We start from the raw sequence: 23,441 nt of genomic DNA, 5'->3' as shown, positions 1-23,441 counted from the left end.
TTCGTGAATTTTTTGTAGGCGATCGCGCCAAATTAGCCATGACGATTCAAGTGAACCATCTCGTGAAACGATTCGGGAACTTCCTGGCACTCGATGATATTAACCTTTCCGTTGAGACGGGGAGTCTGGTTGCTCTTTTAGGACCTTCTGGATCAGGAAAATCAACGTTATTGCGGGCAATTGCTGGCTTAGAACAGCCAGATTCTGGAGAAATTTATCTCCAAAATGGAGATGTAACTCATGCTAAAGTCCAGGAGCGGCGCGTTGGCTTTGTTTTCCAACATTATGCTCTGTTTAAACATCTAACTGTTCGTCAAAATATTGCATTTCCTCTGCAGATTGCTCGTCATCCTAGGGGCTATGTCCGTCAGCGGGTGGGAGAGTTATTAGATTTGATTAAGCTAGAAGGTTTGGGCGATCGCTATCCAGCTCAACTCTCTGGAGGACAACGACAACGGGTCGCTCTCGCCCGAGCGTTAGCGATTGAACCCCGCGTTTTGCTACTCGATGAACCCTTTGGTGCTTTGGATGCTAATGTTCGCCAAGACTTACGGCTTTGGCTGCGTCGTCTCCATGATGAGGTTCACGTGACAACATTAATTGTCACGCACGATCGCGAAGAAGCCATGGAAATTGCTGACAGGATTGTGGTGATGAATGAAGGACGCATCGAGCAAGTAGGCAGTCCCCAAAGTCTCTATGATGAGCCTAAAAATCCCTTTGTTATGGGCTTTCTCGGTCCGGTCAATGTTTTGCCGAGCGATCGCATCGCTCCCCTAACCAATGGTAATCGGTCTCCCTCTAACCAGCAGGTTCTGTTTCGTCCCCATGATATCCGGATTAGTTTGGAACCCGATGAGAAAACTCGCCCAGCCGTTGTCGGGCGTGTCATCTACATGGGCTGGGATGTACAAGTTGAGTTGTCTTTGGCAGATGGAAGTATCATTCAAGCCACTTTAAATAGTGATGATTTCCGCAGCCTTGGGCTAACCCGACAGCAGAAAGTTTATCTTTCCTTAAAACAGACAAAGACCTTTTCTGAAGCGAACTATAAATATTCACAAGTCCATGTTTAGAGTGAGTAGTAATTTGGGAAAGCGAGAGCAAGAACGTTCCCACAATCCCTCACGAGTTCGAGATCACCTTGCCAATGAGCGGACTTACCTAGCTTGGATCCGCACATCTCTAGGTCTAATGGGGATTGGCATTCTTCTGGCTCGTTTGCGTTACCTAATCCCTAGCCTTTCTCCGGGAACAGGTCACAGTTGGTTTCTTGGCTTAGCTACATCATTTTTAGGAATGATGACGATTGTTGTCTGTACCCATAACTATTTTTCAGACCAAAAATCAATTGACGCAATAAGCTATGTTCCTGTGGCAAAATGGATCATATTTTTTAGTTCCTTTTTGCTGTTAATTGGTTCAGGTTTGATTTATACAATTCTGATTTTGCCGGTTTTACCGTAACCGCACTCGTTGTTGTATCACGTCTTATCCTTTCTTCATTCAAGCCAATGTCTGACACTATCAATCGAACCATTCACCTTTGCATTCCCAAGAAATATCAACAAGAACCAATCATCTCTAAATTGACCTCAGAGTATCACCTGAATGTCAATATCTCAGCAGCTTTGCTAGGGACTGATAGCTATAGTAGTGGCTGGTTTGAGATTCATCTTGAGGGAGAAGAACAGTCCATTCAAGCTGCGATCGCCTATCTAACAGACTTGAAGGTTGTAGTGCAAAAAATAGAGGCATGGTGATGATGTCTCTGGAGTTTCTTGTCAGTCATTAACCTTGGTGTTGTCCTGTAGTTACATTGATGTTTGAGAGTCCTAGTAATGAGTCTACTTATTCCTTCAGAACCAGCCGCTCTAATCTCTGATAGTGCTTTCAAAAAAGTTGAAGACTACCAGTTTTCTGATTCAGTGAGTCAACAGATTTTCCAAACTCCCCCAAGTTTTATTTCTCGGCGAAATTATTTACGCGGAGATCCTAAGTTTTTTTGGTTAATACGAAAAGGCTTTGTTCGCACATTTACGTATACCGAAAATGGGAATACTGTCACCTTGGGGATTTGGGGACGTGGTGATATTATTAGCCCTTCACTGTCCTCCGTTCCGAACTACTTTATCGAGGCAATGACAGCCGTTGAAGCCATCCCAATTTACACCCAAAATTGGCAGCCTCCCACAGAACTAATTCTGAAGTACTGGCAGCAAACAGAACGTTTACTCTTAGCTCGTGCTGAGATGAGTGTTAGCCTCATTTTGATGAATATTTTAAATTGGTTATCAAAACGTTTTGGTCAATTGGACGATAAGGGCTTATTGATTGATTTAAATCTAACACATCAAGACTTATCAGAACTGTGCGGGACTAGCCGGGTGACAGTTACTCGTTTGTTGAAACAATTTGAGGAAGATGGTTTAATCCTTAGGGATTCCCGCAAAATCACGCTAGTTTCAACGACGAAACCTTGGCATTATGAGATTTGATGGTTAATAGTTAGAAAATCTTCTACCCTGGAAGACGGCTGTCTCGACGCAACTGCCATGACCCAAGAGCCGAAGACCGATTACGATAGTCCATGGAAACAACTCCTAGAAGCGGATTTTCAGCAGTTCATGGAGTTCTTCTTCCCTCGCGCGGCGGCACAAATTGACTGGGAACAACCGGTCACCTTTCTCGATAAAGAACTCCAGCAGGTGGTGCGCGACGCCGATTTGGGGAAACGCCTAGCGGATAAACTGGTACAAGTGTCCCTCAGGACCGGGGATGAGGTTTGGGTGTTGATTCATGTTGAAGTGCAGAATCAACCCGAGTCGAACTTTGCCGAGCGGATGTTTTGCTATTATTACCGGATTCGCGATCGCTACTCCCGCCAAGTGGCGAGTTTCGCAGTTCTCGGCGATGACCAACCCTCCTGGCGACCGCAGCAGTTCACGGATGAGTTATTTGACTGTCAGGTGGACTTCCGCTTTCCCATCGTCAAGCTTCTGGATTACCAGACCCAGTGGGACCAGTTAGAGGCCAGCGACAATGTGTTTGCCATTGTCGTGATGGCACACCTCAAAACCCTCGAAACTCGTCATAATGGGAGAGAGCGCCAACGCTGGAAGTTTGCCCTAATTCGAGGACTCTATCAACGAGGCTTTGAGGCGGAGGAGGTGATTAGTCTCCTACATTTCATCGATTGGTTGATGAATCTCCCCGAAGAACTGAATCAGCAACTGTGGCAACAAGTCAGTCTGTTAGAGGAGGAACAACGTATGCAGTATATGACGAGCTTTGAACGTCGCGCTAGACAGGAAGGTCTTGAACAGGGAGTTCGGCTGGGTAAGGTTGAATTAGTACGTCAACTGTTGAGTGAGCGTCTGGGTTCCTTGGATGCTGAGATGCTGTCTCGGCTGGACCAACTCTCCTCAAGCCAACTGGATGCTCTGGCGCGTCAACTGTTCCAATTCCAGAGTCTCAATGACTTGGATGGATGGCTGGACAGCCTGGACTCTTAATGGCTGATGTTTACTCTTACCATCGCGAGTGCGTCCATCTCCTGGCTTGGAAATCGAGGACGATGGACGCACTATCAAGATTGAGAAGATGGGGTCAGAGGTATTAAATGTTGGTTTCGCGTCCGCTGTCGGCCGCTCAATTACTTCACTTGCGAATAAACTTCTGAGGGTTGGCGACTCGGAGCCTTCCAGGAAACCGGCTGTACAATGAGGGTGATGTTGTCAATCCCGACCACTTCCACAATCTCGTCAGTTATAAATGTTATCTCCTCATAACATTTGGCTGACCACCATGTTCCCCGACAGTAAACGCGGCCGGTTCGATGAGGATAGATAGGTTTTGAGACCGTGGCTTCGCCTCGGATATTGCGAAAGGGGTTTGGACTGGTTTGTCGTTGATTTAGATTAAACATGACTGTCACCTCATCGGCGATGTAGAATTGACCCGAATCCCTGCATCTAGGGAGATTGACGGAGATTAAGAAAGCTTGGTCGATGGAGGGGAGTGCAAGACGCGACTCCCCTAAAGGGGTCTGAACTTGAACGCTCAAGAGTCGGGTTTATGGTCAAACAACAACTTGACCCAGAGCAGCTCGACTACTTTTTGGACTTGTTTTTCGCCATTTTCAGAGCTTCAATGGCGCTGCTTTCGCTAGACCCATGTCCGATGTTGCCTTTGGAGTCTTTGGCGTAGTGGCCGCCGTAGAAGCTTTTGCCGGTGTAAACGGTTTCGTTAGACATGATTCGTTCTCCTTGAAGCTGTTGAACTAGAACTGTAAGAGACTTGGTCGGCGTGGGTTAGCAGCGTGGCCTCCCCACACCGATGAGATGGAATGAGCCAAACAGGAAGGTTAGACTTGTGCTATGATCAAGCCCAAACCCAGAGCCGCTCGACTACTTTTTGGACTTGTCTTGCGCCATTTTCAGAGCTTGAACGGCGTTGCTTTCACTAGACCCACGTCCGATGTTGCCTTTGGAGTCTTTGGCGTAGTGACCGCCGTAGAAGCTTTTGCCGGTGTAAACGGTTTCATTAGACATGATTTGTTCTCCTTAAATCTGTTGAACTAGAACGGTAGGGAACTGGGTCGGTGGGGGTTAGCAGTCTGGCCTCCCCACACCGATGAGATGAAATGAGCTGAGTTGGAAGGTCAGACTTGTGCTATAATCAAGCCCGAACCCAGAGCCACTCGACTACTTTTTAGACTTGTCTTTCGCCATTTTCAGAGCTTCAACGGCGTTGCTTTCGGTTTTACCATAGCCGCGATTGCCTTTAGAATCTTTGGCATAGTAACCACCGTAGAAGCTTTTGCCGGTGTAAACAGTTTCGTTAGGCATGATTCGTTCTCCTTTCAAAGTTGAGATGAACTTAAGAGGTCTGTTCCTCTATGTCTTCAAGTATGGCAAGGTGATCAAGTCAAAAGGTGGGGAGATTGTAGGAATTTTTGTAACTCAATTTGTAGGACTGTTGTAGGACTGTAGGACGTTTGTAGGGGAGGCTCACTGAATGTCAGACTCGTTAACGGCTGAAAAGGCATTGGAGTTTGTCGAAGACTTACTGGTACGTCAATCAGGTCGCCGTCTCAGTGAAGACGAGAAGGCCATCTTTCGTGGCTCCTGGGAAAACTTGACCTATGACCAAATCCGGGGCAAGTTCGATATCTATACTCATATCGTTGACTTTCGGAGAGCTGGGGGTAGACTGTGGAATACCATTGCGGACTTATTTGAGCTTCCCCGTGAGAGGGTGACGAAATATACATTTCCGGGATTTGTGGAACAGCAATGGAAATTGCGACAACAGACCTCCCCACCCTTGATTGAGTCTCCTGAAGCTGAGTCATTCCAGCCTAATCAATTAACCTCCGAGGGGTTTGTGGGACGGGAACAGGCGATCGCAGACTTGGATGGGTTGAGGGCCGCCGGTGCAACTTGTATCTTGATTCAAAGTCCTGGGGGTGTGGGAAAAACAGTTTTAGCTGAACGCTATCTTAGTCAGAGATTTGACCGACCCATTTTAAGGTTCGATCTGGGTAAGGAAACCCAGAATATTAGTTCAGCGGAAGGGTTGATTGAGCAGAAGTTACGGGATTTGGGGGAAGAACCGGGACGAGAGTTTATGGTGTCATGCGATCGCCTCCGCAGTAAACTTCAGGCTGAGGCACTGCCGGTGTTAGTGGATAACCTAGAACCGGCCTTAGATGAAAATGGACGCTTGATAGAGACTCACCGCAGTTATGTTGAGTTATTTCGGGTCTTATCCGATGCGTCTTCAAAATCTCTAACACTCATCACCAGTCGGGAACGAGTCCGTGAAAGTCTCAATATCAATCTTTATCCTCTCGAGCATCTTAGTTTAGAAGCCTGGCAAGAATACTTGAATCAGACAAATCTCCGGAGTGATACACCAGTCTTGGTAGAGATTCATCAGGCGTATCGTGGTAATGCTTTGGCCATGAAAGTGTTACGGGAACGGATTACGTTGGATTACGAGGGACAGATTGAAGAATATTGGAAGGCTCATCAGACGGAAGACGGGGTTTCGGTTGAGACGGATATTGAGAATTTAATCTCAGAGCAGTTTGAGCGTCTGGCTACGGTGCATCCAATGGCGTATCGTCTTCTCTGTCGGATGGGATGTTTTCGCTATCAGGATGTTCCGACGGTTCCTCGGGAGGGACTGCTCTGTTTATTGTGGGAGCTGCCAGCGAAACACAAGGTTAAGATGATTGAGGCGTTGTGCGATCGCGCTTTGGTGGAACGGGTGGATGGGGAGTATAAGTTACATCCGTTGATTCGAGATGAGGCGGTTGAACGACTGAGGAGTAGTGAAGATTGGGAAAGGGCTAATCAAGTAGCAGCAGAATTTTGGACTGCTCAGGTTGGCAGTGTGGAAAATGTTAATGATGCAAGAATCGCTATAGAGTCTTATCATCATTACATAAATATCGGAAGCTATCTTGACGCTGGAACGGTGATTACGAATGAGCGGAACAGTTCTGCTGAACTTGGAGAAGCATTAGGGGACGCATGGTATCGATTAGGCTTGCTCAAACCCATGAGTGATTATATTCAACAAGTCATCAGTAAAATACCAAATTGCTATACTCTTGTTAAATCTTACAATATACTAGGTGATATAGAATGGCTTAGGGGAAATTTATCATTAAGCATTCGATATCATGAAATGACAAAGAAACTTTCTGGAGAAGTTTTGTCTAATCAGTTGCTTGACAGTAAGGATTTAATAAAGTGTAGCAGAATCTTTGCGAATTCCAGATTTAATATGTCACTTTCCGAAATTGATAGGCTCGAAATACAAAAAGCCAAAGAACTATTGCTGGAATCCAAGGAACTTTATTCAACTCATCTTTGCATATACCAATTCTATGAAGATTTCCAAACGTTATCTCCTCGCAACAAAAGTAAAGGTTATGTCATCACTCTCCCCTTGGCTTTTTGTGAAGCCAAGCTTGGTAACTTAGTTGATGCCAAAAACTACTTATCTAATTTTAAAGTTTCTTTACTAGATGCAACTTCATGGGATATTGGATACGGAATTATTTTTATGGCATTAACTTATAAAGAATTAGGTGATTATAAAAAATCCGAGCAAAAGTATAAAGATGCTATTAATTTTTCCGGGCCTATCAATTATAGTCAGGTTCAAGCGAAAGCACTCACTGGACTAGCTGAAATTTATCGCCTCGAAGGAGATTATACAAAAGCAAATTCTAGTCACCATAAATCTATAGAAATACTACAAAAAATAGGTGCAAAATGCGATTTAGCCGAAGCCTACTACCAACTGGCACTCACGTATCAAGCGATGGACGATCGCCAAAACAGCCAACTGTATTTCCAAAAAGCACTCACCTTGTGGGAACGAATTGATGCTCCCAAACAAATCGAACGAGTCCGTCAATCCATGGAATCGGGAAGAATCTCAGACTCAGGTGGATAGTTCTCCGAGATGTAAATCAGCCGTGAGGAACGACGTATGCAGTGAAACCCAACCCGATCGCCCCCCAAACTTCATAAAACAACACAATTTCTTCTAACTAAAGGTAGAGGGCAATTCTCACTATCTTGCGCCACGATCGCACTCAGCGATTCGGAGAAGTTTCTATGCGTTCCTTGCGAAAACCCCTGATTCTATTTGGGTTAACCCTGCTGTTGACGGGGGTGGTGGGACTTGGACTTCAGCGCGATCGCCCTGTTACCGCGTCTGAACCCCTCCTCTCTCCCTCTAACCCCAGCGACATTGCCTTATTCGACAATCTCCCCGATGTCGATATTGACGACCTCCCCATTCCCGATGTCTCGGATATCCTGGACGGAGATCCCCCCCTCACCACCAGTTTGGAAGATGTAAATCGAGACATTCCTCTCCTCGATGGTCGCGATTTTGGTCAACCTCAACCCCTCGCCGATTTACCCTGGGAGCGCGATCGCGGCTACATCGCTCCCCCAGGATTCTATCAAGCCACCCTGGAAAGCTACTGTCTACACGCGGGAACCCATGGCCCCGGTGAGGGAAATGGCTATGGCTATGCCACCCTCGACGGCCCTCGCGGGGAGATTGTTCGTAAGATTCTCCGGGAAGCTGTTAACTATCCTGAGTTTGAACGGCGGGATCTTCAGATGCTGCTGTGGGGGATTCTGGCACAGACTCGCCTCAATGATATGGATGATAACCTCCAGGCGATCGCCCAGGAAATGCTCACAGACTCGGAAATCTCCGAAATCAATGGCGGTGCCTTGGGACTGATTCCCGACTCGGCGCGACGGGAACTGTTTGCCAATCTCCCCTCCCAGGTGCGAGATGTCCTCAATGCGAAAGCCGAAATCCGCGAACAACTCAGCCAAGCCAACGCCGTCTATGAAGAATTGGAAAATATCGCCGTGTTGACGGGAACAGTCCCCGAGGGAGAGGGAAGTCGCGAAATCCCTCAAGACCGCTGGTCTCTGCATCCTGACGGCTATTTCGTTCGTTATTCTCCTTCAGGTTACCCCCGAACTCAGGTGGATATCCTGGTTCCCCGTCCCGTCCGAGTGGTCCGAGATGACCGCCACCGCATTACGGCCATTGACTATCAAGACGGCTATGGGGTGCAAACCGAGTATGACGATGAGATTGGCGCAATCCCCGTTCCCGGAGAACCGGATTTAGAGATTTATCGCTTTAGTACCATTCGCCTGATTAGTCCTGACGATACTCTGGAAGTGCGCGATCGCGGTTGGACGTTTGTGGGAACTCCTAGCACTGGAAATGCTGACTTCTCCCAATGGTCTCATCAAGAGGTCGCCAGCCTCAACATCCTAGCTCAACAAGGGTCTGATGTGGATTGGCAACAGGCCCAAGAACGTTATAACCAGGCCCGAGAGACCCAGGAGCAATTGGAAACCATGCGCAACCGCATGGATGAGGAACCCAACATGGAGGATGTAGACGACTTAACCGATTACGATCACTATGAAGAGGGACTCGATACGGTCTTAGAGAATGACCGGGAGGCCCAGGGCGAATGGCTCGGTGAGCATTTGCAAAAGGTGCGCGAAGGCTTTGTCCATGCCATCTGTGAGTTGCGTAATATCGGTAATGCCGAGGCTTGTGGCGACCCAGAACCCGATCCTGATCCTGACCCCGACCCCGAACGAGACCCGAATTTTGAGCCTCGTCGCAATCCCCCCACCACACCCGTCAATCCCGGTGGCGATGGTGCTGTTCCCGGTAATACCAGCCGCCAACGTATAGGAATCTCAGGTCGGATTGCCAACTAAATATCATATATCTTCCGTTTTGTCAAGCCTAATAGCCGGTTAATTCCATCTCGGAAAGCCGTAGGCGGAAACTTAGACTGCTCATGGTGCGATCGCCGATCCCGGTGGTCGCACCGTAGTCTTTACAATAAGGATGTGCGTGAGCAAGACTGGAGGGAACCGATGCAACCGACCAATCCTAACCAATTTACCGAAAAGGCCTGGGAGGCGATCGCCCGCACCCCAGATATGGCCAAACAGGCGAACCATCAACAGATTGAAAGCGAACATCTGATGCAGTCCTTACTCGAAGGACAAGGACTCGCCAGTAGTATCTTTAAACGGGCCGGGATCTCGGTGGTTAACCTCGCCGACGCCACCCGACAATTTATTGAAAAACAACCTAAAGTCAGTGGAAGTGGGGGTTCTGTCTATCTCGGACAGAGCCTTGACAAACTCCTCGACCATGCCGACAGTTATCGTAAAGACTATGGTGATGAGTATATCTCCATCGAACACCTTGTCCTGGCCTACCTCAAGGATAAGCGATTTGGAAAATCCACCTTCCAAAGCTTCAACCTAACTGAGAAGAAACTTAAAGACACGATCCAACAAATACGCGGAACCCAGAAAGTGACAGACCAAAACCCAGAAGGAAAATACGACGCCTTAGAGAAATACGGACGGGATTTGACGGAAGCCGCCCGCACGGGGAAACTAGACCCGGTGATTGGGCGCGACGATGAGATTCGCCGCACAGTGCAAATTCTCTCGCGACGCACCAAAAATAACCCAGTCTTGATTGGGGAACCGGGGGTTGGGAAAACGGCCATCGCCGAAGGACTGGCCCAACGTATCGTCAAAGGGGATGTCCCTGAATCCCTGCGCGATCGCAAACTCATCGCCCTCGACATGGGATCGCTGATCGCCGGGGCTAAATATCGCGGTGAATTCGAGGAACGCCTCAAAGCTGTCCTCAAAGAAGTGACCGACTCCGACGGGCAAATCGTCATGTTCATTGACGAAATCCACACCGTTGTTGGTGCTGGGGCCACTCAGGGGGCCATGGATGCCGGAAACCTCCTTAAACCGATGTTGGCCCGGGGTGAATTGCGCTGCATCGGGGCGACGACTCTGGATGAATACCGTAAGTATATCGAGAAGGATGCAGCCCTAGAACGGCGTTTCCAGCAGGTCTATGTAGATCAGCCCAGTGTCGTTGATAGTATCTCGATTCTGCGGGGTTTGAAAGACCGCTACGAAACCCACCATAACGTCAAAATTGCTGATAGCGCCCTGGTGGCGGCGGCAACTCTCTCGACGCGCTATATTAGCGATCGCTTCCTCCCCGACAAGGCGATCGACCTCATCGATGAGGCGGCGGCGAAACTGAAAATGGAGAGTACCTCCAAACCCGAAGAACTCGACGAAATCGATCGCCGCATCTTGCAGTTAGAGATGGAGAAACTCTCCCTGCAAAAGGAAAGCGACGACGCCTCTAAAGAGCGACTGCAACGGATTGAGAGGGAACTTGCAGACTGTAAAGAACAACAGTCTCATCTCAACGCCCAATGGAAAGCTGAGAAAGAACTCCTCGAAGAACGCAAAGGCCTCAAAGAAGAACTCGATCGCCTGCACGTCGAAATCGAGGAGGCCGAGCGCAATTATGACCTCAACCGGGCGGCTGAACTGAAATATAGTAAATATCCCGAGGTTCAGAAAAAACTCGATGAAACTGAGGCCCGCTTTGCCAATGCCCAAAACAGTGGTGAAGCCTTGTTGCGGGAGGAAGTCACCGAGGCCGATATTGCCGAGATTATCTCTAAATGGACGGGGATTCCCCTCAGTAAGTTGGTTGAGTCTGAGAAAGAGAAACTCTTGCATCTCGAAGAGGAGTTACATCGGCGAGTGGTGGGCCAAGAAGAAGCCGTCACCGCTGTCGCTGACTCGATTCAACGGTCTCGGGCCGGACTCTCAGACCCCAACCGTCCCGTTGCCAGTTTCCTCTTCCTCGGACCGACTGGGGTGGGTAAAACGGAGTTAGGGAAAGCCCTGGCCGCCTATCTGTTTGATACGGAAGATGCGATCGTTCGCATTGATATGTCCGAATATATGGAGAAACACACTGTGTCTCGCCTGATTGGTGCGCCTCCGGGATATGTGGGCTATGACGAAGGGGGACAATTAACGGAAGCCCTGCGTCGTCGTCCCTATGCGGTGATTCTCTTTGATGAGGTGGAAAAAGCTCATCCAGATGTCTTTAATGTCCTGTTACAGGTGTTAGATGATGGACGAGTCACGGACGCACAAGGGCGCACGGTAGATTTCAAAAATTCCATCATTATTATGACCAGTAACATTGGCTCTCAGTTCATCTTGGATGTGTCTGGGAATGATGCGGATTATGATGAGATGCGATCGCGCGTCTTGGAGGCCTTGCGGGCTAACTTCCGCCCCGAGTTCCTCAACCGCATCGACGATACGATTATCTTCCATGCCCTAGAGAAGTCCCAGTTGCGGGAGATTGTCAAGTTACAGGTGGTGCGCCTGGAACAACGGCTGGCGGACAAGAAAATGGCCCTCAAACTCTCCGAAGGGGCGATCGATGTGTTGGCAGAAGTGGGTTACGATCCCGTCTATGGCGCTCGTCCGCTCAAGCGCGCGATTCAGCGGGAACTCGAAACCCAAATCGCCAAGGGGATTCTACGCGGAGAGTTCAACGAAGGCGATACAGTGTTTGTGGATGTGGAAAATGAACGCCTAGCCTTCAAACGCCTCCCGGCGGAGTTGGCGACGGTGTAGGGGGAGTTATCCTCCAGGGGAGTCAGAGATCCGGTTTCTTGAGGAGGCCGGGTTTTTGCCATTTGTCCAAAGACCAAAACTAGAAGGAGATCTCGAAATTATGTTGACCTATAAAGGCTATACCGGCAAAATTGAGGTCGATACTGACAGCCGCATGTTTCATGGCTATGTTTTGGATATTAAAGATGTAATTGCCTATCATGGCTCTAGCTATGAAGAGCTGAAACAGGATTTTCAGGGGGCGATCGACGATTATTTAGAGTATTGTCATTTGCTGATTGCCTCACATCCTGAAGACCCCAAGGTTTAACTCTTCAAGTCTTTATAAATCTCCTTAAATATCCGTTGTTGCTCATTGTGATTAACAATTGCCCGAGGATAGCCACAGGCCTCACAATCTAAAGGCGTAATGTTCCCCGTCACTAAATCCTTAGTCTCCAATGCGCGAGTCTCCGGTAGCCAATGGCGAATATACTCCGCTTGGGGATCATATTTCTTGGCTTGACTGGCCGGGTTGAAAATCCGCAAGGGTTTAGGATCCATACCACTGGATGCACTCCATTGCCATCCCCCATTATTCGCCGATAAATCCCCATCAATGAGATGTTGCATAAAGTATTTCTCCCCCCATTGCCAATTTATCATTAAGTCTTTGGTTAAAAAGCTTGCCACAATCATGCGACAACGATTGTGCATCCATCCCGTTTGATTGAGTTGTCGCATCGCGGCATCTACAATCGGAAATCCTGTTTTTCCCTCACACCAAGCGGCAAACTTCTGTTCATCATTTTGCCAAGGGAAGCGGTCCCACGGTTCTCGATAGGGACCCTGAGCCAGTTCGGGAAAAAAGTACATTACCGTTTGATAAAACTCCCGCCAGGCTAACTCTTGTTGCCAGGTCAAAATATGGTCACGAGTCTCATCGCTGCGGGCATTTTCCATCACAGATTCTGTTGCTGCCCAAACGTCACGAATGCCGATCGCCCCGAATTTCAACGCCGGACTCAGACGAGAGGTTCCATCATTAAAGGGGTAGTTTCGCTGCTCATCGTAACTGTAAATTCCCTGACTACAAAAGGACTCTAATTGTGCTTTGGCAGCCGCTTCTCCTGGTTCTAAGATTAAAGGCGCATCCCAAGTAAATCCTAACTCTTGTAAGCTAGGCAGGGCGATCGCCCCCACAGTTTCCAGCTTCTGCTCCTCTCGCTCGGTCAGCATCTCTAAGGACTCTGGACTCGGCACGGGTTTCCCTTTAGGCTGACGGCTCCAATTTTTCCAATAGGGAGTATAAACGGTATAAGGCTTACAGTTGTTACTGGTTCCTGTTAATACGTCACCAGGAGCATGGAGCAATTGATCCCAACTCTCGTAAACCTCAATCCCCTGCTGGTTTAATCGTTCCTTAACCTGGCGATCGCGTTCCCGTCCATAGGGTTCTACATCCTGATTCCAATAGACAGCCTTGGCCCCTAAAACATCCGCCAATTGAGGTATTTTTTCCTGCGGCTTTCCCTGCAAAAATAGCAACCGTCCACCCACTTGACGATAACGCCGCTCTAAGGACTCTAAACACCCCAGGAGATAAGCCATACGGGCAGGAGCAATATCATCTTGTTCCAAAATAGTCGGGTCGAAACAAAATAAGGGAATTAGTTTTGCACTACGTTCTCTCGCCTCAGCCAAGCCAAGATTATCCGTCAGTCGTAAGTCTCGGCGATGCCAAAATAAAACCAGGTCAGTCATCATTGGGTATTAGATTTATGCAAATGTTAGACAGGTTATCGTGCCAGCAAGCCGTCATAAAAAGGGTTTAGCCAACAAAAAGCTAGACATCGACTTAGAATCCACAGGTTCCCCAGCCAAAATCGCGGCTTCTAGGGCTTCAGGGCGCATTAAAACCACTTCAATATCCTCATCCTCATCCTGTGCCGGAGGACGTTCCAACTTCTCCAGGCCTTGAGCTAGATAGGCATAAATGATTTCATCAGAGTAACCCGGAGCGAGGATAAATTCTCCTAACTTACGCCATTGACTGGCTCGATAGCCGGTTTCTTCCTCAATTTCCCGACGAATCGTTTCCCCAGGATCTTCGTTGACTTCCACAGTTCCGGCGGGAAACTCCAAGATTCGCCCCTGCACCGCAAAACGATATTGTTTGACCAAAACCAGTTCCCCCTCGGGGGTAACAGGAACCGCCAGGGCCCCTCCCGGATGACGGATGCACTCCCAGTCTCCTTCCGCTCCGTTGGGCAAACGCAAGCGATTAACTTCAAAATTAAATTTACGACCCCCAAAGAACAGACGCTTTTTAAGGATTTCTGGGGATTCCTGAGCAAAAGACATAGAAAATAACTCTAGCTTGACCGTAACTTAAGAAATTAAGTGTACATCAGAACAGTTTAACGCCTCTTGTAGCTGCCCGATCGAATGACCAGAGTGGGGATCTCGCCAATGGGGGGCGATTTCTGCGAGGGGAACTAGGACAAACGCGCGCTCAGCCATGCGGGGATGAGGAATCTGTAACTGAGGATGATCGAGGATGCGATCGCCATACAGTAACAGATCCAAATCCAGGGTTCTGGCTCCCCAACGTTCTCCTCGAACTCGCCCGAACGCCGCTTCAATCTCTAAAAGCCTCTGGAGGAGTTCCAGAGGCTCTAGGGAGGTGGTGCCAATGACACAACCATTGAGATAATCCGGTTGGGGTGGCCCCACCGGTTTGGTGAGATACCAATGGGACAGTTGCACCCCCTCCAGGAGCGATCGCAACGAGTTCGCCGCTCCCTCTAAAATCTTTCGCGAGTCGCCTAAGTTACTCCCAAGGGCGATCGCCACAGGTTCTCTCACCCTTTCACCGCTCCTGAGGTTAACCCTTGGACAATTTTACGTTGGAAGAACAACACCAACACTACCAGCGGTGCTGTCCCTAATACTGTTGCCGCTGCGGTGGTTCCATAGGGAACTTCAAAAATCGAGGCTCCCCCCAGTTGTGCTGCTGCTACCGGAATGGTTTGCATGACATCTCGGGTGATGAACGTCAGAGCAAAAATAAACTCATTCCAAGCAAAAATAAACGCCAAAATTCCTGTTGTTACCATCGCTGGTAGGGTCATGGGAAGGACAATTTTCCACAACATGGCGACGGTTCCATAGCCATCAACTTTTGCAGAATCTTCCAAGTCCTTCGGGAGTTGTTGAAAAAAGCTCCGCATCACCAAAATGGTCAACGGCAAGTTGATCGCCGTATAAGGAACAATCAAGGCCAAATAATTATTCCCTAAGCCAAAAAACTGGACTAACTCCAGCAGCCCTAAAAAGAGGAGGATATAGGGAAATAAGGTAATAATCAGCACTAATGACAGAATAATTCGCTCCCCCGGAAGTTTCAGGCGCGTCAAAGCATATGCGGCTGGGGCCCCTAACCCTAAACAGAGCAAGGTAGAGACAAAGGCAACAAAGGCACTATTAAAGATATAGCGATGAAAGGGACGACGGGCAAAGAGATCCGTATAGTGAGTGGCTGTCAGTTGATCCGGCGCGGGAATATAGACGTTGGGAATCGAGACGATCGCATCATTAGTCTTAATGGAGGTCAAAAATTGCCAAATTATTGGACCGAGGCTAAAGGCAAGAACGAGTAAGACTGAAATTGGTAACACCAGTTTACTCCAGTCAAATCCTTGGGATTGGGGTTTTGTTGTAGTCATGGTTAACAAGAAGGGAACAGGGGGGAAGAAGGCAATAGGCAATAGGGAGAACCCACCCCTAACCCCTCCTAGGAGGGGAATAACGTAGGGGCGTACCCTTGTGGTCGCCCTCTTTAAATCTCAGCTCCGGCGGATTTTCGGACTCGTTCTAAGACATAGAACGCGATCGCCACCACGGCAATCAGAATTAAGAAGGTGATCACCACCAACGCCGCACCATAGCCAAAGTCTAAATAGCGGCGAACATTGTCATAAATATAAAGTGCCACCATCTGAGTTGAACCACCCGGGCCGCCTTCCGTCATCACCTGAATCAAGTCGAAAATCCCGAAGGACTGGGCAAACCGGAATAGGGCCGCAATCAGAATTTGCGGCATCAACAGAGGGAGCGTAATCTGTCGGAAACTCTGCCAAGGGGTCGCCCCTTCAATGGCGTGGGCCTCATATAAATCTTGGGGAATTGACTGTAATCCTGCCAGCAATAGAATACTCACAAAAGACGTGGTTTTCCAGACATCTGCCGTAATCACCGATATCATCGCTAAGGTGGGGTCCCCAAGCCAGTTAATTCCACTGTCAATCAATCCTAGGCGCATCAAAATATCATTGACGACCCCATATTGGTCATTAAAAATCCAAGTCCAGGCCAAGGCCATAATGGCCGTGGGGAGGGCCCAGGGCAGAATCGCAATGGTACGCACCAACCCCCGTCCCCGGAAACTACGATTGAGAACCAGGGCGATCGCCATCCCCAGGACTAACTCTAATACCAAGGCAATGACGGTAAACACCGTTGTATTCCAAAGGCTGTTCCAGAAGGCGCCATCCCCCCAAATCCTCCCATAGTTAGTCAAGCCAGTGGGGACGGCTTCGAGTTGTGTACCCAAGTTTTGTGTAAACAGACTCAACCAAAAGGCTCGCCCAATCGGGTAGGCATAGACCAACAACAGCACTAATAGGGCCGGCAAAACTAGCACCCATCCGGTGAGTTGCTGGCGTTTACGCATATTGCTTTGTGCCATAGAGTTAAAACAATAAAGGACAAACGAGATTGCACGAAACTAGATTCAGACCTTGGAACAGCCTCCCACTGACGATGTTTCTAACCGCGACCTAAGAGACGGCGAGTTTCCGCAGCGGCTCGTTCCATCGCCTGTTGGGGACTCAAACGACCCGTTAGGGCAGAACTGATGTTCCGTTGCAGAATATCTGAAGCTTGGGCGTATTGAGCAATGGGAGGTCGTAACACGGACTGTTCTTGCACCTCCAACAGATCCGGATAATGGCTGTATTTCTCCACAATCTCCGGGTCATTGAAGAGCGATCGCCGACTGGGGACATAGCCGGTATCCAGGACAAACTCTTTCTGCGCCGATTCACTGGTCATAAATTCAATCACCCGCCAGGCTTCTTCCTTATGGGAACTATCCTTAGCCAAGGCCAATCCCCAACCGCCTTGACAGGCCCCCGGACTGAAACCGGCTGCGTGAACCATGGGTTGAATGGCAATTTTTCCCTGTACAGCCGAGTTGTCCTCATTGGCAAGTGGCCAGACATAGGGCCAGTTACGCATAAAGACAGTTCGACCATTTTGGAAGAAGCGTCGCGCCTCTTCTTCCTGATAGGTGGTGACACCCCGAGGGGAAATTCCGTCATCAATGGTTTGAGTTAGGAACTCTAAGGCGGCGATGGCCTCGGGATCATCGAGACCCACCTCTTCCGTCTCCGGATTCACCCAGAAGCCACCATGGCCTTCCAGGATTTCGACAAACACAGCCGCAAGCCCTTCATACTGTCGTCCTTGCCAAACATAGCCCCATTCCACGGCCCCCTGTTCTTGTAGACTTCGGGCAATCTCAAGTAACTCCTCCGTCGTCTCGGGAGGGTCAAAGCCGTTTTCTTCGAGTAAGTCGGTTCGGTAGTACAGCATCCCGGCATCAGACCGGAAGGGCATCCGATAGAGTTCGCCGTTGAAGCGTCCCCCTTCTACATCCCCGTCTAGGAACTCACTCAGTTCTTCCTCGCTGACTCGGTCATCAAGGGGATCAAGCCAACCCGCAGCGGCGAACTTGGGAGTCCAGACGATATCCATGTAGACGAGATCGTAAATGGAATCGCCCAGGAGAAAGGCAGATGTATAGAGGTCCTCGACTAAATTGGTTGCGTTAGGACCCTCGATAATCTCCAGCCGAATATCGGGGTTTTCTTCCTCGAACCGCTCAACGATGGGTTCCCATTGGGCCCGTTCTAAGGCCTGTATGAGAACACTTACTGTAACAGGCTGTTGACTGAGGACAATCCGATGAATCCCAAAGACGAGGACAGCGGTGACGAGGGCGATCGCCCCGTAGAAGACTCGTTTTTGCCAGAGGCTATGCCATGAATGTCTGAACGAACGCCAAATTGATTTCAATATCATCATTACTCGGTGTTATCGGAGGATAGCGATTGTGGGACATCAGACCAACCCACCGGTTATCCTTCTTTATACTATTTTCTAGTGATACAACCTAGCCGAGCTATCTCAGTCCGGCTCCCCACTACCGATAGTGCGATCGCTTCGGGCAAATTTCAAGGTTGCTAGCGGGGTTACGCTGTTAAGTTTTTTTACGTTTTACGCCTCGGCTATGATTTTTTGGTCTTTCTTTTCCTTGAAGTTGGGGTCATGGGACGAAGCAACATTCAGGAGTCCATCTAGCGCGATCGCATCCACCACCAACCGCTAGCTAAAAGAATCAGCAGTCCCACAATCATGCCTTCCCAGATGCTAACGCCAAACATTCCATTCGGTTCAATCTCTAGGCTCGGCTCCTGAGCTTGGGTTTCTAAGTAGGGTTCTGAGGGGCTTTCTGAGTGAGTTTCTGAAGGAAGTTCTGAGGTTCGGGTTCCAGGACGCACCGTGACATCATAGGTGAGGCTAAATTCACGAAAATTTCCCTCATTTTGAGGCGTTCCCTGTAAGACCAACTCGTAGATTCCTGCCTCAGGAAAAACCACATCGGCTCCAGGAATATTCTGATAGTTTTCTGCGGAAATCGCGGTTAACTCGGGAGTGGCGATCGCCTCGCTGTGATCGCCCTGGGTGAAGACCTCTAAGCGACAGTCACAATCCTCTAGGGGAATTAAGCGTCCTCCTGAGGTGGTCAGGGCAAACCAGACTTGAGCGGTTTCCCCAGAACGGGGATTATGATTCGGTTCTAAGTGAAACATCGCTCCCACATCGCCATCCGTTTTGACAATGTGAGCGATTTCAAACTGGTTGCTTTTTCTAAGGGTGGTGGTCATCCTAAATTGAGTCTATTTTTTGTTTTTGAATACCATCTTTGTTCAGGGAATCTACAACATAAATTATCCCCACTTAATTACAAAAAATTCGAGGGTTTAATTGACCTTGCCCCACATTTTAAAATCCCTCAAAACCTGCTAGTATTGATACCACTTAAACGATTCAGGCTAAATGGAAGATGGCAAGGTCATTATCACAAAGACTCAGCCAAACGCCAAAAGACGCGCCGTCAAACTTCGACCCATGCCCCATCTCACCTCCACCCATCTCCTGGAACTCTTGCCCCTGACCCTGCTTGGCTTTTTAGGTAGCTTTGGCCACTGCGTCGGCATGTGCGGCCCGTTGACCGTGGCCTTTTCCCTAGGACAACAGCACAACGGAGTTCCCTGGCGCTTTCATCTGTTGCTAAACCTAGGGCGAATCCTCAGTTATGCCAGCGTCGGCGTTCTTCTGGGAACCGTCAGTTCCACCCTCGTCGCCGGGGGACAACTGGCCGGAGTCGGGAGTTGGATTCGCCAGGCGATCGTCATCTTCACCGGACTCCTGTTAATTTTTCTCGGTTTACGACAAATTAACCCCGAGAGTCTTCCCAACCTGCCGCTGTTGCATCCTCTAAAAGGGGCCCTGCACGATCGCCTCAGCCGGATGATGAACCATCTCTCCTTCCAAAAACATGGTGCCGTTCCCTTATTACTCGGGATTTGTTGGGGACTGATTCCCTGTGGCTTTCTCTACGCCGCCCAACTCAAAGCCGCCGAAACCGGCGATCCCCTCTTGGGGGGGTTAGCCATGGCCGCCTTTGGCTTAGGAACCGCCCCCATGATGGTAGGCGTGGGCCTGTCCGTGTCACGCCTGAGTGCCAATCGTCGCAGTCAATTATTTCGCCTGGGGGGTTGGGTGACCTTAAGCATTGGCATTCTCACCCTGCTGCGAACCGATGCTATGGTGGATTTGACCGGTCATGGGGCATTACTGTTACTGATGTTAGCCCTGGCCGCCCGTCCCCTGCGTCCCCTTTGGCCGAGTCCCCTACGCTATCGTCGCGCCATTGGCGTGGGGGCTTATGTGTTGGTGTTAGCCCATCTTGGGCATATGCTCGACCATAGCCTAGATTGGAACCCAGGGGCGATCGCCTTCATGGTTCCGCGACAGCGTTGGGCCCTGTGGGCCGGAATTAGCGCCTTCCTTCTCATGACCCCCGCCGCCCTCAGCAGCAGCGATCGCGCCCAACGCTTTCTCGGCCCCCACTGGCGGCGGCTGCATGGTCTGACTCGTCCTGCCCTAGTCTTGGCCACCCTCCATGGCCTCACCCTCGGATCTCATTATCTCGGCACCCTCTCCCCCACCTGGGACAACTGGCTGCGATCGCTCCTGCTGCTCCTGTTGAGCCTAACGGTCTTCGCCCTGCGAGGAGGAATTGGCAAAAAAGCTCTCACCAGGCAATCCCCAGTCTCGGGTGATCCCAACTCCTAAGGGCGATCGTTAGCAGCCGCGGTCGATCAATTCGCACCGAGATCATGAGAAACTATGCTGATTAGCCCCTGACAGGCTATGATTAACAGTCCATTTGCACAGTTCATTTACATCGTCCATTGACTCGGCGACTAACCCTCCAACGCCGACCCGTCAGCACCACATTTGTTGAGAGTGAGAGTTCATGCAACCACGTCCCCCCCTGCGCCGCACCAAAATTGTCGCCACCATTGGACCCGCCACCAGTCAACCCGACGTGCTGCGAGACCTCATTTTGGCAGGGGCGACCACCCTACGACTCAACTTTTCCCATGGAACCCATGACGATCATCAACGTAGCATCCGTCTCATTCGTCAAACCTCCTTTGAACTCAATCAACCCGTCGGCATCCTGCAAGACTTACAGGGGCCAAAAATTCGCTTAGGGCGTTTCGAGACAGGGTCTATCGTTCTCAAAGACGGTGACCCCTTCATCCTCACCAGTCATATCATGGAGGGCAACCAGAAAATGTCCTCCATCACCTACGAACCCCTAGCGCGAGAAGTCCCCGCCGGGGCAACCATTCTCCTCGACGATGGACGAGTGGAAATGCTCGTGGAAAAAGTCGATCCCGCCGCCGGAGAACTCTACTGTCGAACCATTGTTGGCGGCAAACTCTCTAACAATAAGGGAGTTAACTTTCCCGGCGTCTGTCTTTCGGTGAAGGCCTTGACCGATAAAGACCGCAAAGACCTCATGTTTGGCTTAGATCGGGGGGTGGACTGGGTGGCCCTGAGCTTTGTACGCAACCCCCAGGATGTCCTAGAAATCAAAGAACTCATCGCCAGTGCCGGGAAATCTGTACCCGTCATCGTCAAAATTGAGAAACATGAGGCGATCGAACAGATGGAGGAAATCCTTTCCCTCAGTGACGGGGTGATGGTGGCCCGGGGAGACCTTGGGGTGGAACTCCCGGCCGAAGAAGTGCCCATCTTGCAAAAACGTTTGATTGTCACCGCCAATCGCCTGGGGATTCCCGTCATTACCGCCACCCAAATGCTCGATAGCATGGTCTCAAGTCCCCGTCCCACTCGGGCAGAAATTTCCGACGTGGCCAATGCCATCCTTGATGGAACCGATGCGGTGATGTTGTCTAACGAAACCGCTGTGGGCGAGTTTCCCGTTAAAGCCGTGGCTATGATGGCCCAGATTGCCACCCGCATTGAAGCCGATCGCATTGTCCAGAATGTGGGCGGTGTGGATGATACCGGGCGATCGATTCCCAACGCTATTAGTCAAGCCGTGGGACAAATTGCCGCCCAACTCGAAGCCTCGGCGGTGATGACCTTGACCAAAAGCGGTTCAACGGCCCGCAATGTCTCCAAGTTCCGGCCCCACGCCCCCATTTTGGCCGTTACCCCCCATGTTAATGTTGCCCGTCAGTTACAACTGGTGTGGGGCGTGAAAACCCTCTTGATTTTGAGTTTGCCCTCCACCTCACAAACCTTTGACGCGGCCATTAGTGTGGCCTTGGAAAACAACCTGGTAGACGAAGGAGATTTGGTGGTGATGACCGCCGGAACCCTTCAGGGAGTCTCCGGTTCCACAGACTTAGTTAAAGTGGGCGTGGTAACCTCCGTGTTGGGCCAAGGAACTGGGGTTGGTAGTGCGTCTGCCACCGTCAGCGGTCCGGCACGAGTGGCTCCCACGGCTTCGATGGTGGGGAACTTCAATCCCGGGGAGATTTTGGTGACGACCTATACGGATGCGAGTTTCATTGAGATGATTAAGCAGTCCTCAGGGGTGGTGACGGAGGAAGAAAGTCTCACCAGTCACGCCGCCATTATCTGTTCTCAGTTAGGAAAACCGGCAATCTTAGGGGTTAAGAATGCCACCAAGTTAATTCGGGAGGGGGCCATTCTGACCTTGGATATCCAGCGCGGTGTGGTCTATTCTGGCGCCCCGAGTACAGTTCAAAAGGAGGATTTGCTCAATCACTAGGGGCGATGGTCTTCGTGGACGGCGGGGCCCCTCTCTTGAACTGGGTCTAACCCTTGATAATGCTGAAGCCGTTGTTCATAGACCTGCTTTAACTCATCACGACCGGCTTGGGGTTGCCCATAGCCAGCACCAGGCAGACTGGCCCATTCTCGTCGGATGGCCCGGATGGCGCCGTCAAAGTCTCCGGCTTCAATTTTACGGAGTCCCCCCCGCAGGCGAATTAACTCCACTGCCGCTAAGTCTTGGGATTTGGGGGAAAAGTCATCTAGGTTTAAGCGGTTGGCGACACTGTCAAAGGTACTGCTAATGATTTGATAGCGGCCGGCCGCGTCGGAACAGAGACGACGGCCCCGATGAGAGGCGCAGCGAAGACGACGGGGGTGATCCCTATAGCCGTTGAAGGTGGCAAAGGTAAATAGGGTCTGATACCCCAGGTCGTCATGGGTTCCTTCGGCAAAGGCGATGGTGTCGAGGAGGGCCCGCACTTCTGGAGTAATGTGGTCGAGGTAGGTGTCGATGAAGGGGTTGTCTCGGTGACGGGTTCGTTCGGGTTCTGAGGTGAAATAGTCGCTGAGGCGATTGCGATGGCGTTCAACTCGCTCACGGGGACTCTCAACGCTGATAGGTAAGGCCATCACTCCGAACAAGAGACCAAAGGCGAGAAGCACCATCAACAGCTGCACTCGCTGTTTTTGCCGTTGTCGCAATTGCCGCAGTCTAACCAGTCGTGGGGAGGTTGGGTGCTCCTGTTTCTCTGGAGGGATCGGGTCCGTATAGGGGGGTAGGTTGGGGGGCTGAGGTCGGGGATCAGGCATCATACACGCCTTTCGGGTCGCAAGGTTGACGTCTAAAACTGTGGTTCTAGCATACCCTCAACCGGGATCAGGGGTGGGGATCACCTTTGGCGAGGGGTTAGA

General features: G+C 50.1%; 23 protein-coding genes. 11 read left to right on the top strand and 12 right to left on the bottom strand.

All coding sequences use genetic code 11. The features are described 5' to 3' along the window. Positions 1–38 precede the first annotated feature (38 nt). The 5 genes from L855_RS18755 (at position 39) to L855_RS18735 (ending at position 3,515) form a co-directional block, all read left to right on the top strand. Positions 39–1,076, top strand: a complete 1,038-nt coding sequence (locus tag L855_RS18755) for a sulfate/molybdate ABC transporter ATP-binding protein (RefSeq protein ID WP_159791191.1) — start codon at positions 39–41, stop codon at positions 1,074–1,076. Beyond that, positions 1,069–1,467, top strand: coding sequence for a YidH family protein (locus L855_RS18750; protein ID WP_281349527.1), 399 nt, complete (start codon positions 1,069–1,071; stop codon positions 1,465–1,467). The genes L855_RS18755 and L855_RS18750 overlap by 8 nt, the downstream gene beginning before the upstream one ends. 47 nt (positions 1,468–1,514) lie before the next feature. Beyond that, positions 1,515–1,763 (top strand): NIL domain-containing protein, encoded by a 249-nt coding sequence (locus L855_RS18745; protein ID WP_159790484.1) that lies wholly within the window; start codon positions 1,515–1,517, stop codon positions 1,761–1,763. A 78-nt stretch (positions 1,764–1,841) separates the two neighbouring features. After that, a complete protein-coding gene (locus L855_RS18740) occupies positions 1,842–2,498 on the top strand; it encodes a Crp/Fnr family transcriptional regulator (protein WP_159790483.1) in 657 nt (218 codons plus the stop codon). Positions 2,499–2,555: 57 nt separating this feature from the next. Next, a complete protein-coding gene (locus L855_RS18735) occupies positions 2,556–3,515 on the top strand; it encodes a DUF4351 domain-containing protein (protein ID WP_159790482.1) in 960 nt (319 codons plus the stop codon). Between the two features lie 140 nt (positions 3,516–3,655). Here the strand turns inward: L855_RS18735 and L855_RS18730 are convergent, their stop codons facing one another. From L855_RS18730 to L855_RS18715, 4 genes are all read right to left on the bottom strand, one after another. Next, the gene (locus L855_RS18730) at positions 3,656–3,928 is read right to left on the bottom strand and encodes an NfeD family protein (protein WP_159790481.1); all 273 of its coding nucleotides are present in this window, start codon (positions 3,926–3,928) and stop codon (positions 3,656–3,658) included. Between the two features lie 184 nt (positions 3,929–4,112). Continuing rightward, entirely contained in the window at positions 4,113–4,256 is a 144-nt protein-coding gene (locus L855_RS18725) for a hypothetical protein (RefSeq protein ID WP_159790480.1), read from the bottom strand. A gap of 153 nt (positions 4,257–4,409) precedes the next feature. Next, positions 4,410–4,553: a hypothetical protein gene (locus tag L855_RS18720; protein WP_159790479.1), complete on the bottom strand. Its 144-nt coding sequence runs from the start codon at positions 4,551–4,553 to the stop codon at positions 4,410–4,412. A gap of 153 nt (positions 4,554–4,706) precedes the next feature. Continuing rightward, the gene (locus L855_RS18715) at positions 4,707–4,850 is read right to left on the bottom strand and encodes a hypothetical protein (protein ID WP_159790478.1); all 144 of its coding nucleotides are present in this window, start codon (positions 4,848–4,850) and stop codon (positions 4,707–4,709) included. A gap of 169 nt (positions 4,851–5,019) precedes the next feature. Here L855_RS18715 and L855_RS18710 point away from each other — a divergent pair, with 169 nt between their 5' ends. The 4 genes from L855_RS18710 (at position 5,020) to L855_RS18695 (ending at position 12,387) form a co-directional block, all read left to right on the top strand. Next, a complete protein-coding gene (locus L855_RS18710; RefSeq protein WP_159790477.1) occupies positions 5,020–7,476 on the top strand; it encodes a tetratricopeptide repeat protein in 2,457 nt (818 codons plus the stop codon). 164 nt (positions 7,477–7,640) lie between these two features. After that, positions 7,641–9,296, top strand: coding sequence for a hypothetical protein (locus L855_RS18705; RefSeq protein WP_159790476.1), 1,656 nt, complete (start codon positions 7,641–7,643; stop codon positions 9,294–9,296). Positions 9,297–9,458: 162 nt separating this feature from the next. After that, complete coding sequence (clpB, locus tag L855_RS18700) at positions 9,459–12,077, top strand: ATP-dependent chaperone ClpB (RefSeq protein ID WP_159790475.1); 2,619 nt, start codon at positions 9,459–9,461, stop codon at positions 12,075–12,077. Positions 12,078–12,177: 100 nt separating this feature from the next. Further along, a complete protein-coding gene (locus L855_RS18695; protein WP_159790474.1) occupies positions 12,178–12,387 on the top strand; it encodes a type II toxin-antitoxin system HicB family antitoxin in 210 nt (69 codons plus the stop codon). On the opposite strand, the gene L855_RS18690 is transcribed toward L855_RS18695, so the two are convergent. The 7 genes from L855_RS18690 to L855_RS18660 form a co-directional block, all read right to left on the bottom strand. Next, a complete protein-coding gene (locus L855_RS18690; protein ID WP_159791190.1) occupies positions 12,384–13,820 on the bottom strand; it encodes an FAD-binding domain-containing protein in 1,437 nt (478 codons plus the stop codon). The genes L855_RS18695 and L855_RS18690 overlap by 4 nt on opposite strands. A gap of 54 nt (positions 13,821–13,874) precedes the next feature. Continuing rightward, entirely contained in the window at positions 13,875–14,420 is a 546-nt protein-coding gene (locus L855_RS18685; RefSeq protein ID WP_159790473.1) for an NUDIX hydrolase, read from the bottom strand. Positions 14,421–14,447: 27 nt separating this feature from the next. After that, a complete protein-coding gene (gene folK, locus L855_RS18680) occupies positions 14,448–14,924 on the bottom strand; it encodes a 2-amino-4-hydroxy-6-hydroxymethyldihydropteridine diphosphokinase (protein WP_159790472.1) in 477 nt (158 codons plus the stop codon). After that, entirely contained in the window at positions 14,921–15,784 is an 864-nt protein-coding gene (locus tag L855_RS18675; RefSeq protein ID WP_159790471.1) for a carbohydrate ABC transporter permease, read from the bottom strand. Before L855_RS18675 ends, folK begins: the two co-directional genes overlap by 4 nt. Before the next feature lie 113 nt (positions 15,785–15,897). Further along, on the bottom strand, positions 15,898–16,806 hold the full coding sequence (locus tag L855_RS18670) for a carbohydrate ABC transporter permease (protein ID WP_159790470.1): 909 nt from the start codon (positions 16,804–16,806) through the stop codon (positions 15,898–15,900). Between the two features lie 80 nt (positions 16,807–16,886). Then, positions 16,887–18,206, bottom strand: coding sequence for an ABC transporter substrate-binding protein (locus L855_RS18665; protein ID WP_159790469.1), 1,320 nt, complete (start codon positions 18,204–18,206; stop codon positions 16,887–16,889). A 272-nt stretch (positions 18,207–18,478) separates the two neighbouring features. Beyond that, a complete protein-coding gene (locus tag L855_RS18660; RefSeq protein WP_159790468.1) occupies positions 18,479–19,069 on the bottom strand; it encodes a hypothetical protein in 591 nt (196 codons plus the stop codon). 244 nt (positions 19,070–19,313) lie between these two features. On the opposite strand from L855_RS18660, the gene L855_RS18655 reads away from it, so the two are divergent. Beyond that, positions 19,314–20,543, top strand: coding sequence for an urease accessory protein UreH domain-containing protein (locus L855_RS18655; RefSeq protein WP_159790467.1), 1,230 nt, complete (start codon positions 19,314–19,316; stop codon positions 20,541–20,543). A gap of 184 nt (positions 20,544–20,727) precedes the next feature. Then, complete coding sequence (gene pyk / locus L855_RS18650; protein ID WP_159790466.1) at positions 20,728–22,524, top strand: pyruvate kinase; 1,797 nt, start codon at positions 20,728–20,730, stop codon at positions 22,522–22,524. Here the strand turns inward: pyk and L855_RS21230 are convergent. Next, complete coding sequence (locus L855_RS21230) at positions 22,521–23,342, bottom strand: glycoside hydrolase family 24 protein (protein ID WP_192925046.1); 822 nt, start codon at positions 23,340–23,342, stop codon at positions 22,521–22,523. The genes pyk and L855_RS21230 overlap by 4 nt on opposite strands. Between the last annotated feature and the right edge of the window lie 99 nt (positions 23,343–23,441).

The organism is Sodalinema gerasimenkoae IPPAS B-353, assembly GCF_009846485.1.
Classification (GTDB): domain Bacteria; phylum Cyanobacteriota; class Cyanobacteriia; order Cyanobacteriales; family Geitlerinemataceae; genus Sodalinema; species Sodalinema gerasimenkoae.
The sequence above is the reverse complement of the archived record's forward strand: the minus strand, read 5'-3'. Positions and strand labels throughout refer to the sequence as shown.